Annotated in this window: 14 protein-coding genes; 9 read left to right on the forward strand and 5 right to left on the reverse strand. The window is 73.9% G+C overall.

The window, feature by feature from the left end; translation table 11 throughout:
- Positions 1–104: 104 nt before the first annotated feature.
- The gene (locus ACI781_RS13340) at positions 105–1,478 is read right to left on the reverse strand and encodes an NAD-dependent succinate-semialdehyde dehydrogenase (RefSeq protein WP_456566593.1); all 1,374 of its coding nucleotides are present in this window, start codon (positions 1,476–1,478) and stop codon (positions 105–107) included.
- Between the two features lie 495 nt (positions 1,479–1,973).
- Between ACI781_RS13340 and ACI781_RS13345 the strand changes: the two genes are divergently transcribed.
- Positions 1,974–2,462, forward strand: coding sequence for a riboflavin kinase (locus tag ACI781_RS13345; protein ID WP_456566594.1), 489 nt, complete (start codon positions 1,974–1,976; stop codon positions 2,460–2,462).
- 161 nt (positions 2,463–2,623) lie between these two features.
- On the forward strand, positions 2,624–3,922 hold the full coding sequence (locus tag ACI781_RS13350) for a cation:proton antiporter domain-containing protein (protein ID WP_456566595.1): 1,299 nt from the start codon (positions 2,624–2,626) through the stop codon (positions 3,920–3,922).
- Positions 3,923–3,931: 9 nt separating this feature from the next.
- Here ACI781_RS13350 and ACI781_RS13355 read toward each other — a convergent pair whose 3' ends face one another.
- A complete protein-coding gene (locus tag ACI781_RS13355) occupies positions 3,932–5,251 on the reverse strand; it encodes an MFS transporter (protein ID WP_456566596.1) in 1,320 nt (439 codons plus the stop codon).
- A gap of 291 nt (positions 5,252–5,542) precedes the next feature.
- Here ACI781_RS13355 and ACI781_RS13360 point away from each other — a divergent pair, with 291 nt between their 5' ends.
- The 7 genes from ACI781_RS13360 (at position 5,543) to ACI781_RS13390 (ending at position 12,593) form a co-directional block, all read left to right on the forward strand.
- On the forward strand, positions 5,543–6,073 hold the full coding sequence (locus ACI781_RS13360) for a flavin reductase family protein (protein ID WP_456566597.1): 531 nt from the start codon (positions 5,543–5,545) through the stop codon (positions 6,071–6,073).
- A gap of 102 nt (positions 6,074–6,175) precedes the next feature.
- On the forward strand, positions 6,176–7,456 hold the full coding sequence (locus ACI781_RS13365; protein ID WP_456566598.1) for a bifunctional 3,4-dihydroxy-2-butanone-4-phosphate synthase/GTP cyclohydrolase II: 1,281 nt from the start codon (positions 6,176–6,178) through the stop codon (positions 7,454–7,456).
- 246 nt (positions 7,457–7,702) lie between these two features.
- On the forward strand, positions 7,703–8,794 hold the full coding sequence (locus tag ACI781_RS13370; protein ID WP_456566599.1) for an LLM class flavin-dependent oxidoreductase: 1,092 nt from the start codon (positions 7,703–7,705) through the stop codon (positions 8,792–8,794).
- An 86-nt stretch (positions 8,795–8,880) separates the two neighbouring features.
- Positions 8,881–9,336 (forward strand): acyl-CoA thioesterase, encoded by a 456-nt coding sequence (locus tag ACI781_RS13375; RefSeq protein WP_456566600.1) that lies wholly within the window; start codon positions 8,881–8,883, stop codon positions 9,334–9,336.
- 160 nt (positions 9,337–9,496) lie between these two features.
- Positions 9,497–10,123, forward strand: a complete 627-nt coding sequence (locus tag ACI781_RS13380) for a histidine phosphatase family protein (protein WP_456566601.1) — start codon at positions 9,497–9,499, stop codon at positions 10,121–10,123.
- Positions 10,124–11,008: 885 nt separating this feature from the next.
- Positions 11,009–11,938, forward strand: a complete 930-nt coding sequence (locus ACI781_RS13385) for a DUF6206 family protein (protein ID WP_456566602.1) — start codon at positions 11,009–11,011, stop codon at positions 11,936–11,938.
- Between the two features lie 19 nt (positions 11,939–11,957).
- A complete protein-coding gene (locus ACI781_RS13390) occupies positions 11,958–12,593 on the forward strand; it encodes a histidine phosphatase family protein (protein ID WP_456566603.1) in 636 nt (211 codons plus the stop codon).
- 184 nt (positions 12,594–12,777) lie between these two features.
- On the opposite strand, the gene ACI781_RS13395 is transcribed toward ACI781_RS13390, so the two are convergent.
- The 3 genes from ACI781_RS13395 to ACI781_RS13405 form a co-directional block, all read right to left on the reverse strand.
- Positions 12,778–14,196 carry an APC family permease gene (locus tag ACI781_RS13395; RefSeq protein WP_456566604.1) on the reverse strand — a complete coding sequence of 473 codons (1,419 nt, stop codon included), beginning with the start codon at positions 14,194–14,196 and terminating at the stop codon, positions 12,778–12,780.
- Positions 14,197–14,645: 449 nt separating this feature from the next.
- Complete coding sequence (locus tag ACI781_RS13400) at positions 14,646–15,815, reverse strand: acyl-CoA dehydrogenase family protein (RefSeq protein ID WP_456566605.1); 1,170 nt, start codon at positions 15,813–15,815, stop codon at positions 14,646–14,648.
- Positions 15,816–15,853: 38 nt separating this feature from the next.
- Positions 15,854–16,615 (reverse strand): SDR family NAD(P)-dependent oxidoreductase, encoded by a 762-nt coding sequence (locus tag ACI781_RS13405; RefSeq protein ID WP_456566606.1) that lies wholly within the window; start codon positions 16,613–16,615, stop codon positions 15,854–15,856.
- Between the last annotated feature and the right edge of the window lie 167 nt (positions 16,616–16,782).

The raw sequence follows: 16,782 nt of genomic DNA on the forward strand, positions 1-16,782 counted from the left end.
CCCCCCCCCCCCCCCCCCCCCCCCCCCCCCCCCCCCCCCCCCCCCCCCCCCCCCCCCCCCCCCCCCCCCCCCCCCCCCCCCCCCCCCCCCCCCCGCGGCAGGTGTCACTCCTTGACGCGGATGAGCTTGCGGTTGAGGAACTCGGTCATGCCGTAGCGGCCGAGCTCACGACCGAAGCCGGAGGCCTTGACGCCGCCGAAGGGCAGCTCGGGGCTCTCGAGGTGCACGCCGTTGACGAAGACCATCCCGGCGTCGAGCCGGTCGGCCACGCGCAGCGCCTGCTCCCGGTCGGTGGAGAAGACGTAGGCCCCCAGCCCGAACGGGGTGTCGTTGGCCAGCTCCACGGCCTCGTCCTCCGAGCCGGCCCGGTAGACCAGGGCCACCGGCCCGAAGAACTCCTCGTGGTGCGCCCGGTTGGCCGGGGTCACGTCGGTGAGGACGGTCGGCGAGAAGAACGCGCCGTCGGGGGCGCCCCCGACGACGAGCCGGGCGCCGTCGGCGACCGCACCCTCGACCTGCTCGTAGAGGTCGCTGGCGGCGCGGGCGGACGACAGCGGGCCCAGGCCGGCGTCCGGGTCCGCGGGCGGCATCGGCTTGGTGACGGCGAAGATCTCGCTCATCTTGGTGAGGAAGTCCTCGTAGTACTCGTCGGCGACGATGAAGCGCTTGGCCGCGTTGCAGGCCTGCCCGCTGTTGGACAGCCGGGCCGAGGCGGCCGCCGCGACGGTGGCGTCCAGGTCGTCGGTGGACAGGACGACGAACGGGTCGGACCCGCCGAGCTCCAGCACGACCTTCTTCAGGTGCTGGCCGGCCAGGGCGCCCACGGTGCGGCCGGCGCCCTCGGACCCGGTGAGGGAGACGCCCTGCACGCGCGGGTCGGCGATGATCTGCGCCACCTGGTCGGTGCTGGCGTACAGGTTGCGGTAGACCCCGGCCGGGGCGCCGGCGTCGAGGAAGATCTGCTCGATCGCCGCGGCGGAGGTCGGGCACTGCGAGGCGTGCTTGAGCAGCACCGTGTTGCCCGCGACCACGTTCGGCCCCGCGAAGCGGGCGACCTGGTAGTAGGGGAAGTTCCACGGCATGATCCCGAGCAGCGGGCCCAGCGAGCTCTGCCGGACCAGGGCGGTGCCCGTCGACCACGACGGCAGCGTGATCGGCTCGTCGGCGAGGAACTGCGCGGCGTTCTCCGCGTAGTACCCGTAGATCATCGCGCTGAAGTCGACCTCGCCGAGGGCCTGGGCGAGGGGCTTGCCCATCTCCTTCACGATCAGCCCGGCGAGCTCCTCGCGGCGCTCGGAGTGCAGCTCGGCCACCCGGGCGAGGACGGCGACGCGCTCCTCCAGCGGTGTGGTCGACCACTGGTCGTGGGCGCGGTCCGCCGCGTCGATGGCGGCCGTGACCTCCTCGTCGGTGCACCGGGGGTAGGTCGCGATCTGCTCGCCGGTCGCCGGGTCGGTCACCGCGTAGACGGATGCCATCTCTCTCTCCTCTGTCCGGGGATGCGGGGCTCGGTGCGCGTGCTCGGTGCTCGTGGTGCTCGGTCGTGCTCGGTCGTGCTCGGTGGTGCTCGGTGCTCGGTGCTCGGTGCCCGGGGCGCGGTGCCGCCGGGCCACCCGGCCCGGGCGCCGGCCCCGGCACGTCGACGTGCTCGCGGTCCTGCGGCCCGTCCCGGCACCCTGCGGAGCCGGCTGCGGGCCCCCCGCGCGTCCGCCCGATGGTCGCGCCCGGTCCCGGTGCCGCATAGGTGATCAGCGCCAGGTGTTTGGCACCGCGTGCACTGTGACCTGGGGAACACGGGCGCCGCCTGCATCCCCCCGGAGGGTGGGACCGGGGCCCCGGTGGCTCTCCCGGCCCCATCGCGCGGCACGGGACGCCAATGCCGGCGGGCCCCGGCGGGGGAGTGTTGTGCCCGATGGAGGCGACCCCTCGCACGCCGGGAGGGTCGCCGCGACGGCCGGGAGAGGGGTGACCGCATGCGCGCGTGGCGGGCACGAGAGACGAACCCGAGGGCGCAGGAGGACCGCTGGGACGTCAGCGGCCTCGTGGTCCGGGGCGAGCAGCGCGGGCGGCTGCTGGGCTACCCGACCGCCAACCTCCAGCTGGTCCCTCCGGTGACGCTGCCCGGCGACGGCGTCTACGCCGGCGTCGCGGAGGCCCTCGACGGCCCGGTCCTCCGCCGTGTCGCCGCCATCTCGGTCGGCACCAACCCCACCTTCGACGGGCCCGAGCGCACTCTCGAGGCGCACCTGCTCGACTTCGAGGGCGACCTCTACGGCCGGCGCCTGCGGGTCCGGTCGGTGCGGCGGCTGCGCGGCATGGTGCGGTTCCCCGACGTCGAGGCGCTGGTGGCCGCGATCGAGCGGGACGTGCTCGACACCCGCGCCGTGTTCGGCGACGTGGCGCCCCTCGCCGGCGGGGCCCGCCCCGGGCCGGCCCTCACCACGGGCGTCGACCTGCCCTGAGCGCCGGCGTCCCCGGGCCCGCGGTCCGCGCTCGGTAGGCTGCGCCCCGGTCCTGCGCGTACCGGGGTCCCCCCGGAGGGGGCCGGCCGCGCCGGCGGAAGCGCCGGTCCGGCCCGGCGGGCGGCCGCGTCGCCCGGTCCCGAGACGGAGTCTGTGCCCCGATGGTCCCCCTGCTGCTGGCGGCGACGGTGGCCGTCGTCCTCCGCTCGCTGACGGTGCGGCTGCTGCAGCGGTGGAACATCGGCGCGCCGCTGGCCATGGTCGTCGCGGGCGCCGCGGTCGGCCTGACGGTCGAGGGCTCGGTCGCGGCGGTCCTCAACACCACCGCCGCCCAGCGGGCGGCCGAGCTGATCCTCGCGATCCTCCTGTTCGTGGACGCCACCGAGGTCCGCGGGGGCCGGCTGTGGGGCCGCTCGCCCGGCCTGGCCGCCCGGCTGCTGCTGGTCGCCCTGCCGCTGAGCCTGGTGGCCGCGGTCGGGGCGGGGGTCCTGCTGCTGCCGCAGCTGTCCCTGCCGGTCCTGCTGGTGCTCGCCTGCGTGGTGATGCCGATCGACTTCGCCACCAGCGAGTCGGTGGTGCGGGACTCGCGGCTGCCGGTGCGGCTGCGCATGGCCCTCAACGTCGAGGGCGGCTACAACGACGGGATCGTCTCGCCGCTGTTCGTGTTCGCGCTGGCGCTGGCCGGTGGCAGCCACGGGGAGGGGGAGACGGGCGCGTTCTCCGCGCTGGCGGCCGCGCTGCCCCAGGCCCTCATCGCGATCGTCGTCGGCCTGCTCGCCGGTGCCCTGCTCAGCGCGGCCATCGACATCGCCGAGGAGCGGAACTGGACCTCCGAGCAGGCCCACCGGATCGTCGTGGTCCTCGCCCCGCTGGTGTCCTACACCGCCGCGCTGGCCCTCGGTGGCAACGGCTTCGTCGCCACCTTCGTGTGCGGCATCGCCTTCCGCTTCGTGCACGGGGTGCTCGCCGCCGGTCGGCGCCGGCGGGGAGGTCCGGACGGGGCTCCCGCCGTCCCCGAGCCCCACCGGGACTACGCGCTGCTGGAGGACGTCACCTCCCTGCTGACGACGGCGATGTGGTTCGTCCTCGGCATCGCCGGGGTCTACCTCGTGACCTTCATCGACCTGCGGGTCGCGGTCTTCTGCGTCCTCGCCCTCACCGTGCTGCGCCAGGTGCCGGTGCAGCTGGCGCTGATCGGGTCGCGGCTGCGGCCCCGCGAACGGGTGCTGGCCGGGCTGCTCGGGCCCCGCGGGACCACCACGATCGTCTTCGGTCTGCTGGCCTTCAACGGCCTGCCCGACGGCGTCCCCTCCGAGACGATCCTCGTCACCACCGTGCTGTGCGTCCTGGGCAGCGTGCTGCTGCACGGGCTGGGGTCGGGGCCGCTGATCGCCCGGCTCGCCCCGGTCCGGTCCGCGGCGGAGCGGCCCGCCGCCGACGGGGGACCGGCCGCGGCCTGAGCGGCGGTCTCAGACCTGCCGCGCGGGCCGGCCCACCCGGGGCGGCGCGGCGGCCCGCCACGCCCGCGACCGGGACAGCACCACCAGCAGGGCGACGACGTTCAGCACGGCCGCGACGACGAAGGCGCTGCGGTGGGTGCCGGTCAGCGCGACCACCCCGCCCAGCAGGAGCGGCCCGAGCCCGCTGGAGGCGTCGAAGCCCATCGTCACGGTCGCGACCGCGCTGCCGTGCTCGGCGACCGGGGCCCGGTGCATCGCGAAGGTGAACAGCGCCGGGTAGAGCAGGGCCACGCCCAGCGACATCAGGCCGATCCCGCCGTAGACGCCGAGCGCGGTCGGCAGGGCCGCCACGACCCCCCAGCCGGCGGCCTGGATCACCAGGGACAGCGAGGCGCTGAGCACGGGGCCGAGCCGGTCCGGCAGCCGGCCGAACAGGATGCGGACGACGAGCACGATGGTCGCGCTCTCGGCGAGCGCGACGCCCGGCGCCACGTCCAGCAGGGACCGCACGTACAGCGGGACCGACGTCGCGAACGCGGCGTAGCCCGACAGCGACAGGAACAGCACCAGCGCGGGTCCGACCGACTCGCGCTGGAGGACCGTCCGCCGGCGCGGGGGATCCTCCTCGGCCGCCGTCCCGACCGCCGGGGGCGGGTCCTCCAGGAACAGGCCGACGAGGAGGGCGACCAGCCCCGTCGCGCCGGCCAGCAGCCAGGTCAGCCCGTAGCCGGCCCCGTCGACCAGCCGGTCGCCGACGACCGGGCCGACGGCGAACCCGCCGTACAGGGCGACGGAGAAGTAGGACGTCGCCTGCGTCTTGCGGTCGGCCGGTGCCAGGTCGTAGGCCAGCCGGGCCAGCGCCAGGTAGGCGGCGGCCTGGCCGACGCCGGTCAGCATGCGCAGCACCACGAGCACCGGCACGGAGTCGGTGAGGCCGTAGCCGATCCACGACGCGCTGACCAGCAGCAGCCCGCCCAGGGCGACCACCTTGCTGCCGTGTGCGGTGGTGAGCCGGCCCGCCGCCGGGCGCAGGAAGATGGCGGTGATCGTGACGGCGCCGACGACGAGCCCGACCGCGAAGGCGCTGCCGTGCAGCTCGTCGGTGACGTAGAGCGGCAGCGCGAGGCTGAGCACGCCCGAGGCCGTGAAGTACAGCAGGGCGGTCAGCAGGAGGACGAGGAAGGACCGCGAACCGAGCAGCCCGGGGGAGGTGCCGCCCCGCCGTCCGGTGGGGCCGGACGGGCCGTCCCCGGCGGGCGGCGGGGTGCCGGTCGGCGGCCGGGGGACCTCGCGCGCCGGGTCCGGACCCGGCCTCGCTCCGCTCGACATCCCGGCCATCGTCGACGACGCCGGAGCGGGACGCATTGCCCCTGGGTGCCGGGTGATGGCCTGCCAGCGTCGGATCCGGCGTCGCCGCGCGCCGCGTCGGCGACCATGACCAGCGTGCGCGGCCGGCCGGCCCCGCCCGTGGCGCGACCGCGGGTGGTCCCGGCCCTCGGCGAACGGGTCCGGACGGGGCCGTACCCTCCGGGGGCGCGTCCTCGCCGTCGAGTCCGTCGTCGACGCCACCGGGCCCGCGGCCGTCCCCTGAGCCGCAGCCCCCGACGAGAGGAGAGTGCGGTGCACTCGGTCACCGACCTGCACGACCGGACCGACGCCGGAGAGCTGCGCCGGGTCTTCGGCTGCTTCCCCAGCGGCATCGCCGCGATCTGCAGCCTGGACGCCGACGGGCGGCCCAACGGCATGGCCGTCAGCTCGTTCACCTCGGTCTCCATGGACCCGCCGCTGGTCTCCATCTGCGTGCAGGACACGTCCACGACGTGGCCCGTGCTGAGCCAGGCCCCGCGGCTGGGCGTCAGCGTGCTCGCCGAGGGGCAGGAGGCCGCCGCCCGCGCGCTCGCCGCCAAGGGCGTCGACCGCTTCGCCGACCTGGCCTGGACGGCGACCGACGAGGGCGCCGTGCTGCTCGACGAGGCGGCCGCCTGGCTGGACTGCGACATCGACGCGCAGCACCAGGCCGGCGACCACGTCCTGGTGCTGCTCCGCGTGCGCGCCATGGTCGGCGACCCCGGGCACCCGCCGCTGGTCTTCCACGCCAGCCGCTTCCGCGGGCTGTCGGTCGAGCCGGGAGAGCTCGAGCAGACGCGCTGAGAACACGGCTCCCAGGCGGGACTCGCTGGCGCGCCACGCCAATGGGACCCGCGGGGGAGGGGCGGATGGTGGGAGGACGCCTACCGGTGAGGAGCCCCTCCCATGAGCAACCTCCACGGACCCGCTGACCCGGTCCACCCGGACGAGCGGACCGTCGCCGCCCTGCCCTCGACGGCGGCCGTCCAGCGGGCCGTCGCCGCCCTGGCCGCCGGCCGGATGGTCGTGGTGGTCGACGACGCCGACCGCGAGGACGAGGGCGACCTCGTCCTCGGGGCGGCGACGGCGACCCCGGAGCAGGTGGCCTTCGTGGTCCGGCACAGCACCGGCATCCTCTGCGCCCCGATGACCGCCGACCGGGTCGAGCGGCTGCGGTTGCCGCAGATGGTCGCCGACAACACCGACGCCCACGGCACCGCCTTCACGGTGACGGTCGACGCCGCCGGCTGCGGCACGGGCGTGTCGGCCGCGGACCGGGCGCGGACATTCCGCGCACTCGCCGACCCGGCGACGCGCCCGGAGTCCCTGCGCCGTCCCGGGCACGTGTTCCCCCTCCGCGCCCGGGACGGCGGCGTCCTGGTCCGGGCGGGCCACACGGAGGCGGCGGTGGACCTGCTGGTGCTGGCCGGGCAGGAGCCGGTCGGTCTCATCGGGGAGATCGTGGGCGAGGACGGCGCGATGATGCGGGGCGAGGCCCTGCACCGCTTCGCGGCCGAGCACGACCTGCCCGTCCTGGCGATCGCCGACCTCGTCCGCTACCGGCGCGGCACCGAGCGGCTGGTGGAACTGGCCGCGACCTCGGCCATGCCCACGGCGTTCGGCGAGTTCCGCGCCGTGGCCTTCCGGTCGACCCTGGACGGCACCGAGCACCTGGCCCTGGTCATGGGTGACGTGGCCGCCGCGGGCGCCTCGGCGGAGGGTGCGCTCGTGCGCGTGCACAGCGAGTGCCTCACCGGCGACATCCTCGGGTCGCTGCGCTGCGACTGCGGGGCCCAGCTGGAGCAGGCGCTGCGCACGGTCGCCGAGGAGGGCTGCGGCGCCGTCGTCTACCTGCGCGGGCACGAGGGCCGGGGGATCGGCCTGGCGCACAAGATCCGCGCGTACGCCCTGCAGGAGGAGGGTCTGGACACCCTCGACGCGAACACCGCGCAGGGGCTGCCCGTGGACTCCCGCCACTACGGGGTGGGCGCGCAGATCCTCGGCGAGCTCGGCATCCGGCGGCTGCGCCTGATCACCAACAACCCGGCGAAGTACGGCGGGCTGGACGGCTACGGGCTGGAGGTCGTCGGCCGCGTGGCCTCCCCGGTGGCGGTGACCCGGCACAACTGGCGGTACCTGCAGACCAAGCGCGACCGCATGGGCCACGACCTGTCCGTCGTGGTCTGACCGCAGGCGCTCGGACGGGGGCCGTTGTCCGCGGCCGGGCCGGCATGGTCTGATCGCGGTGGTGAGGATCTCGCGCCCCGGCCCGGGCACGGGACCGACCCCGGCGCGGCTGGCGCCTGATCCCAAGCGTCTGGCACCCCGCCTCGATGCAGCGTGCCCGCAGTCTGCTTGGCTGGGGGACGACGCGGCACGGCCCGCCGGCGGCACACCAGCTGTCCCACCCCTCTCCGAGTTCCTGGAGGTCCGATGGATATCGGTCTGTTCTACGCCCACCAGCTGCCTGACACCCCGCCCGCCGAGGGCTTCGAGTGGGACCTCCAGGTCGCGCGCTGGGCCGAGGAGTACGGCCTCAGCGAGGCCTGGTTCTCCGAGCACTTCACCGAGGGCTACGAGCGCTGGAACTCGCCCGAGCTGCACATCGCCGCCGTCTCCCGTGAGACCAAGCGCCTCAAGCTCGGCACGGCCGCGAACCTGCTGCCCTACCACAACCCGGTGGCGCTGGCCTACCGCCTCATGGCGCTGGACCACATCACCCGCGGTCGCCTGATGGTCGGCTTCGGCGCCGGTGCCTACCCGACCGACGCCCAGCTGTTCCGCACCGAGCTGCCGGCGCAGAACCACGAGATGCTGGAGGAGGCGTCGGACCTCATCCGTCGCATCTGGGCCAACACCGGCGAGGCCGAGGTCATCGAGGGCAAGTACTTCGGTGCCGACATCCCCTCGGTGGACAACCCGCTGCTGCTGGGCAACCACTGGCGTCCCTACCAGGAGGGCGGGCCGCGCGTGGCGATGGCCGCGTTCTCCCCGCGTTCGTCGACGGTGAAGAAGGCCGGCACCCGCGGTGACATCCCGCTGAGCATCGCCTTCAACGACGAGTACCTGGCCGGTCACTGGGAGGTCTACGAGGAGGGCGCCGCGAGCACCGGCGTCACCCCCGACCGCCGCGACTGGCGCGTGGTGCGCGACGTGATCGTCGCCGACACCGACGAGGAGGCCATGGAGCTGGCCCTCTCCACCCCGCTGCGCCGCCAGCAGGACGAGTGGGTCATCCCGCAGAACCTCAAGGCCATCGCCGCCAGCCTGCCCGAGGGCATCGAGGCCTCGGACATCAACGGCGAGTTCATGGCCCGCTACAGCTGGATCGTCGGGTCGGTCGACACCGTCGTCGAGCGGCTCGCGGGCGAGTACGAGCGGGCCGGCGGCTTCGGCACGCTGCTCGTCTACAACTACGACTTCCACTCCGAGCCCGACGGTTTCCGCCGGCACCTGGAGCTGCTCGGCACCGAGGTCGCTCCGCGCCTCACCGAGCGCGTGGGAGAGCTCAAGCCCGGCTCCTGATCCAGGAGAGTCGGTCGATCGACGCCGCTGCGGTGCCGGGTCCCTGGGGCCCGGCACCGCAGCGGCGTCTGTGTGGAGGGAGCAGCGTGACGTCGACGTCCGTCGATGAGTTCGTCCTGCCGTGGCGGGCCCGGTACTACGAGGTGGACCAGCAGGGCGTGGTCTTCAACGCCTGGTACCTCGCCTGGTTCGACGAGGCCATGTCGGCCTTCCTCGCCGACCGCGGCCTGGACGCCGCGGCCATGGCCGCCACCGGCATCGAGTTCCAGCTGGTCCACGCCGAGCTCGACTGGAAGTCGGGCGCCCGCTGGGGTGAGGACGTCGAGCTCGTCGTCCGTCCGGGCCGGATCGGGAACACCAGCTTCGAGGTGACCTACGCCGCGCGTCGCGCCGGCGTGGAGATCGTGACCGCGCGGATCGTCTACGTCGCGATCGGCCGCGACGGGTCCGGGAAGACGCCGGTGCCCGCCCTCATGCGGGCCGTCCTGGGGCAGCCCGTGGCCGACGACGCCCTGGAGCGCGCCACCTCCCCGGCGGGCTGACCGCCGGCGCGCGGGACGCGGCGGGGAACCGTCGGCGTGCCCGCTGCCCAGATCCCGGACCGCGGGAGGCCTGCGGCGCCGTCCGGTGGCCGTCGCGCCGGGCGGACGCCGCCGGGCCGCCGGCCGTGCGTCCGTCGAGCCCACGTCGAGAGGGACCAGCATGCGACTCCTGCTCATCCGGCACGGCCTCCCGTTGCGGGTCACCAGCAGCGACGGCCCCGCCGATCCCGACCTGGACCCGCGCGGGTGGGCCCAGGCGGAGGTGCTGGCCGAGTACCTGCGCCAGGAGCCGATCACGGCGATCTACGCCAGCTCGATGCGCCGGGCCCAGCAGACGGCCGAGCCGCTGGCCACGCTGCTCGGGCTGGCGCCGGTGATCGAGCCCGCGGTGGCCGAGAGCGACGTGCGGGCCAGCCACTACGTGCCCGCCGAGGAGCTCAAGGCGGCCGGCGACCCCGGCTGGCACATGGGGTCCTCGGCCAGCACGTGGCCCGACTACTACGAGCCGTTCGAGCAGTTCCACGAGCGCGTGATCACCGGGATCGACGGGATCATCGCGCGCCACCCGGGGGACGACGAGGTCGTGGCGGTCTTCTGCCACGGCGGGGTCATCGGGCGTTACACCGCCACCAAGCTCGGTCTGCCCTGGGAGCAGGTGTACTTCTTCTACCCCCTGTACACCTCGATCACCCGGCTGGTCGGCTGGCCGACCGGCACCATGATCGAGACCCTCAACGAGACGCCCCACCTGCGGGGGACCGGGCTGCCGACCGGCGCCATCCTCTGACCCGGCGCGGCGGGACGCCCCTGCCGCACGACCGCCCCGGCGGCACGTCCGGGCACCGGTCGAGCGATGCCGGGCGGCCGGCCGCCCGGGGCGCCGTCCCACCGCCCGCACGCGGCCGTCGCCGTCTCACCGGGCGGCTTCGCGGTCGGACCGACGGCTGCGGGCCGCGTGCCGCGTGCCGCTCATCCGTCACGCGCTGACCCTGCCGGCCACCAGCAGCGAGGGTCTCGTCGGGCCCGACCGGGCCCCTGCGGGTGGGACCAGGCGGAGGCCCTCGGGGAGCGGTGGCGCCCGGCGTGCCGATCACGACGACCCACGCCAGCGCGATGCGGCGGGCCCACCGGACGGCCGAGCCGACCGTCGCGCTGCTCGGGCTGGCGCCCGTGGTCGAGCGGCTGTGACGGATCGACGCGCGGGCGGGACACGACGCACCCGCCGAGGCCTTCGAGGGGGCCGGCGAGCCCGCCGGCGCGACGGGTCCTCGGCCGGCACGCACGACCGACCGCCACGAGCCGCTGGAGGCGGTCCTCGGGCGCGTGGTCTGTCGCATCGACGGGATCGTCCAGCGTCACCCGGGGCTCGGCCTGGCCCCTGGCGGGGATCGACCGGGCCCTCCGGGTCGACGGCCCCCCTGCCGTGCGCCGTCCGTCACCGGGCCGCCGGCAGCTCGGGGCACGCGCGACGGCGCCATCGGTCCTGGCCGGTGCCGCAAAAGTGATACGCCTGATCCAGTCACATGACCAAGTTGGCACGGTGACCCAATGCACAGGCCGGCTCGGGACGGCACCCTGTATCGACTTCGATCCCAGCACCTCCCGAGCGGAAGGCGGTCCCCGTGAAGCACAGCCGGTCGTCCCATCTCGCCACGCGACCGGGACCCCGGCCGTGACCCGCCCCGAGGGGTCCGTGCGGCCCGACGAGCTGATCGGTCTGCCCGCGCTCGACGAGGTGGAGGCGGTCGTCCGCCGGGCCATCGACGAGCGTCGCAACGACCTCGTGGACGTGGTCGGCAACGGCGAGTTCAGCCTCGCGATGCGGTGGGCGGTCCCTGGCGGACAGATCGTCGTGAAGCGGATCCCGCCCTTCTTCACCGTGGAGGGCGCCGAGCAGTACCGCCGGGTCACCCGCGAGTACATCGCCGTCATCGAGGCCTCCGGGGTCGCGTGCCTGAAGACCGAGGTCGTGCAGTACGAGCGTCCCGAGGGCGGCGCGGTGGTCTACCACTGCCAGCCGCTGCTGTCGCCGGACCAGCTGGTGAGCAACGTGCTGCGGTCGGCCACGCCGTCGGCCGACCACCCCGTGGTGACCGCCGTCGTGGAGGCCGTCGGCAAGGTCGTCCGTCCCCATGTCGCGTTCGACGCGCAGGTCTCGAACTGGGCGTGGCACGAGGGGCAGGTCTGGTACCTGGACCTGTCGACGCCGTTCCTCCTCGACGAGTCCGACGACCTGCAGTTCCCCTTCGACGGCTTCGAGCTGGAGTACCCCTGGTTCGTGCGGCCGGTGCTGGCGCGGGAGACGAAGAAGTGGCTGCCGCACTACACCGAGCTCGAGTTCGTCCTGTACGACCTGGTCGCCCTGCTCCACCGGGAGGGGCTGCAGGCCTGGTGCCGGCCCTTCGCCGAGGTGATCGCACGACTGCACGGCATCGACATCGACCTGGAGCGGGCCGCGAAGAACTTCGCCAGCGACGCCCGGTTCTACCCGGTCACCCACGCCCTCCGTAAGCTGCAGCGGTTCTGGCTGCAGCGGACCGGCCGCCGCTACGAATCCCTCCTGACCCCGACGTCGAGCTACGCGGCCGACCGGCGGTCGTGAGGGTCGAGGAAGAGGACACATGGAACTGCTCCTGATCCGTCACGCCATGCCCCTGGCGGTCACCGTGACCGAGGGGTTCGCCGACCCGGACCTCGACCCGCGGGGGGTGGCCCAGGCGGAGGCCGTGGGCGCGTACCTGCGCTCGGAGCCGATCACGGCCATCTACGCCAGCTCGATGCGCCGCGCCCAGCAGACCGCGGAGCCGCTCGCGAAGGCGCTCGGCATCGAGCCGGTCATCGAGCCGGCGGTCACCGAGAACGACACGCGCGCGCGGCACTACGTCCCGGCGGAGGAGCTCAAGGCCGCCGGCGACCCGCGGTGGCGGGACGGCCTGTCCTCGACGGACTGGCCGGACTACTACGAGCCGCTGGACACGTTCCACGAGCGCGTGGTCACCGGCATCGACGGGATCATCCAACGCCATCAGGGCGACGAGGTCGTCGCCGTCTTCTGCCACAGCGGCGTCATCGCCCGGTACACCGCCGCGGTGCTGCGGCTGCCCTGGGAGCAGACGGGCTTCTTCTACCCGCTGTACACCTCGATCAGCCGCATCCAGGGCTGGCAGGCCGGTCCGAAGACGCACCGCATGATCGTCACCGTCAACGAGACGCCCCACCTGCGGGGGACCGGGCTCCCGACGGGGGCGCTCTTCTGAGAGACCCGACCGGCGCTGTCCGGTCGCAGCCAGGGGCCCGTCCCCGGTCGGCACCGCCTCGTGGTGCCGACCGGGGACGGGCCCCTCGTCGTCCGGCCGGCGAACGGACGAGACCCGGGTCGCGCGTCGCGGGGATCACGACGCGCAACCCGGGTCTCGACGGGTGTGCCGGTGCCGGCCGGGATCAGACCTCCGACCGGGCCCGGCGGCGGGCGGCGAGGGCGAAGCTGACCGCGATGACCGCGATGGCGATCGGGATGAGCCAGCTCATCTGGTCCGCCGGCGTCGCCGGCGGGGAGATCCACCCGTTCACGTACAGGAACGCCATCCCCGAGAAGCCGACGACCGAGCCCACGAGGGGCACGATCCGCAGCTCGCGGTTGCGCACCATCAGGACGACGGCGCCGACGGTGACGAGCATGTACATCGGCGCCCAGCAGATGACGACGGCGCTGACCAGGGCCGTGTAGGCGCTCGTCAGGTCACCGGAGTAGTAGATCATCCCGACCATGAACGAGTAGGCCAGCACGAGCAGCGCCACGATCGCCACGACCGGGGTGTTGCGTCGCCGGTGGACGGACGTGATCGGCCTGGGCAGCAGGGACAACTCCCCGAGCGTCACCAGGTAGCGGGACCCGAAGTTGACGAACCCGAGCAGGCTGGCGAAGACGGTGAGGCCGATCAGCAGGTCGCCGATGCTGCCCGCCCACTCGGGCAGGCCGGCGACCCCGGCGAGCGCCGCAACCGGTGACGCCCCCTCGGCGAGCTCCGACATCGAGCTCGCGAGCCCGGGCACCTGGAGCACGGTCGTGACCAGGTAGATGAGCCCGATGACGACGGGGACCGACATGATGGCCAGCGGCACGGTCCGCTTCGGCGCGCTCGTCTCCGAGGCCAGGGCGCTGCAGCTCTCGAAGGCGACCAGGAACGAGACGCCCCCGGCCATGCCCTGGAAGACGGCGTCCGGGCTGAAACCGGTCAGGTCGAACTGCTCGGACAGGTGCAGGCCGGTCTCCACGGCGCTGCCGATGCTGACGTACAGCATGACGGGCACGGTCACCAGCGCGCTGACGACGATGACCCGCCACGAGGTGTCCAGCCCGCGCGAGGCGATGATGCCGACGACGCCCATGGCCACGGCCATGACGACGGCCTGGACCTCGAGGTCGAGGGCGTTGTCCACGCCGGACTCGATCAGGACGCTGCCGACGTAGATCCCGACGAGGTTGCCCATGGCGCCGAGCTGCATCACGAAGCCCAGGAGCAGCGCGGCCGCGGTGATGTGCCGCGCCCACGGCCCGAAGACCTCGGAGATGTAGGAGAACAGCGAGCCGGTCACCACGAACCGGCGGGCGAAGACGATCACCGACAGGCCCACGGAGATCGTGATGATCATGGCCAGCAGGGCCGAGGTCCAGGCCTGCGCCCCGGCGGACTGGAAGAACAGCAGGGGCGCGAACGACATCCCGACGGCCGGGACGAACGACGCGACGGCCAGCGACACGAGCTGAGGCGCCGTGAGGTGCCCTGGCTCGAGGCCGAGTTCCTCCGCGACCGACTGCTCGTCCGGCTCCAGCTCCACTGCTCTCTGGACGTTCTCCAACGCTGACCTCTCTCTGGCAGCACGGTCGCTGCGACTCGGTGTTGCTGTGGTTCTGGTCGGCGCGCGTCGTCCGCGCGCCGCCCCCCGGGTGTGGGAACCGGACCGGGGGAGTGGGGGTCACCGGCACGGCAGCCGGGGACCCGCTGGGGCGACTCAGCCGCCGGCGTCGACGTGGGGCCATCTCACGGGCCCGGCGGTCGTGGGTGCCGCGCAGCCGTCGGCAGGCGCGGACCCGGGATGCCGGGCACGCACGCGTGGCTCCGGCGGCCGCACGGGCCCGGGGTACCGCGGTCTGCCCGGGGGCGCCCCACGGCCCTCGGCGGGGGACCCGCTCCCGACGGGCGGACGCCGTGGGCGGCCGGTGTCCCGCGGCCAGTGGGTGCGCAGCACGGTCACGGAGGGAGAACCCGAGCGGGAACTCCCCCCGTGACCGGTGGGCGGCTGCGAGGTCAGCCGATGGTGCCGAGCTTGACGTGCCCCTTGAGCAGGTTGCGCGCGATCGTGCGGCGCTGGATCTCGTCGGTGCCCTCGTAGATGCGCAGCAGGCGCAGCTCGCGGTACCACCGCTCGATCGGCAGCTCCTTGGTGTAGCCCATGCCGCCGTGGATCTGCAGCACCCGGTCGACGACCTGGTTGGCCATGACGGCGCCGGAGAGCTTGGCCAGCGACGAGCTGTGCCGGTTGTCCCGGCCCTGCTCCGCCTGCCAGGCAGCGCGCAGCGTCAGCAGCTTCACCGACTCGATCTCCAGGTGGGAGTCGGCGATCTGCCACTGGATCGCCTGGTAGTCGGCGATCGGGTGGCCCATGGACACCCGCGACTTGGCGTGCTCGATGGCCATCCCCAGCAGACGCTCGGCCGCGCCGATCGCGCCGGCGGGGATGAGGTAGCGGCCGCTGCCGATCCACTGCATGGCCAGGGCGAAGCCGTGGCCCTCCTCGCCGAGGATGTTGCGGTGCGGGACGCGGACGTTCTCGAACACCAGCGACGCCGGCGCCCACTGGCCCATCGTCGGGATGGGCTGGGACTTCCAGCCCATGTCCCGGTCGACCAGGAAGCAGGTGACGCCGCCGTCGGCGCCCTTCTCCGGGTCGGTCACCGCGAAGACCATCACGAAGTCGGCCTCGTTGCCGCCGGTGATGAAGATCTTCTCGCCGTTGATGACCCAGTCGTCGCCGTCGCGGACGGCGCGGGTGCGGATGTTGCGGGCGTCGGAGCCCGCACCCGGCTCGGTGATGGCGAAGCAGCTCCGGCGGTCCCCGTTGATGGTGGGGACGAGGTACTCCTGCTTCTGGGCGTCGTTGCCCGCGTACAGGATGTTGTCGGCGCTGCCGCCGAAGCGGAACGGGACGAAGGTCCGCCCGGACTCGATCTCGGTGATCACCGCCATGATCGGGCCCAGGGCGGCGCCGCCGTACTCCTCGGGGGTGTCGATGCCCCACAGGCCGGACGCCTTGGCCTTGGCCTGGAGCTCCGCGTGCGTGGCCGGGTCCAGGCCGGGGAGGCCGGCACGCTCGTTGCGCAGCACCTCCTCCTCGAGCGGGATGACCTCGCGCTCGATGAAGCTGCGGACGGTGTCCCGGATGGCGATCTGGTCGTCGGAGAGCGAGAAGTCGATCATGATGTGTTCCTCTGTCGGTGCTGGTTGTGCGGACCGGCTCAGGCGTTCGGTCCGCCGGAGACGTAGACGATCTGGCCGGTGACGTAGGACGTGTCGTCGCTGCAGAGGACGGACACGAGCCCGGCGACGTCCTCGGGGCGGCCGACGCGGCGCAGCGGGATCTCCTTCTCCGAGGCCGCGATCATGGCGTCGAAGTCGACGCCGATGCGCTCGGCGGTGGCCCGGGTCATGTCCGTGGCGATGAACCCCGGGGCGATCGCGTTGACGTTGATGTTGAACGGGCCCAGCTCGATGGCGAGGGTCTTCGTCAGGCCCTGCAGGCCGGCCTTGGCCGCCGAGTAGTTGGCCTGGCCGCGGCTGCCCAGGGCCGAGGTGCTGGAGAGGTTGACGATCTTGCCCCAGCGGCGCTCGACCATCGACGTCTGCGCGGCGCGGGCCCACAGGAAGCTGCCCCGCAGGTGGACGCCCATGACGGTGTCCCAGTCCGACAGCGACATCTTGAACAGCAGGTTGTCCCGCAGCACGCCGGCGTTGTTGACCAGCACGTCGATCGAGCCGGCCTCGGAGACGACCTGCTGCGCCGCGGCCGTCACGGCGGCCTCGTCGGCGACGTCGCACGCGACGGCGAGGGCCTTCCCGCCGGCGGCGGTGATGGCGTCGACGGTCTCCTGGATCTGGGCGCGGTCCAGGTCGACCACGGCGACGGTCGCGCCGTCCGCCGCCAGACGGTGTGCCGTGGCGGCGCCGATCCCGCGGGCGGCGCCGGTGACGACGGCGACCCTGCCGGTCAGGTCGGTCATGTTTCCTCCGTTCACGGGCCCTCCCGTGAGGGCGGGCACAGCGGGGTGTCGACGGCCGCGGGTGCGGTCCGGCGGGGGAGCCGATGCCGTGGGCGGCAGCGTGGGGACCGAGGGCGCAGTGGGAGGAGAGTCCACGGGGCGACCGATCCGCGGGGACGGTGGCCGTC

It is taken from the genome of Blastococcus sp. SYSU D00695 (assembly GCF_054050555.1).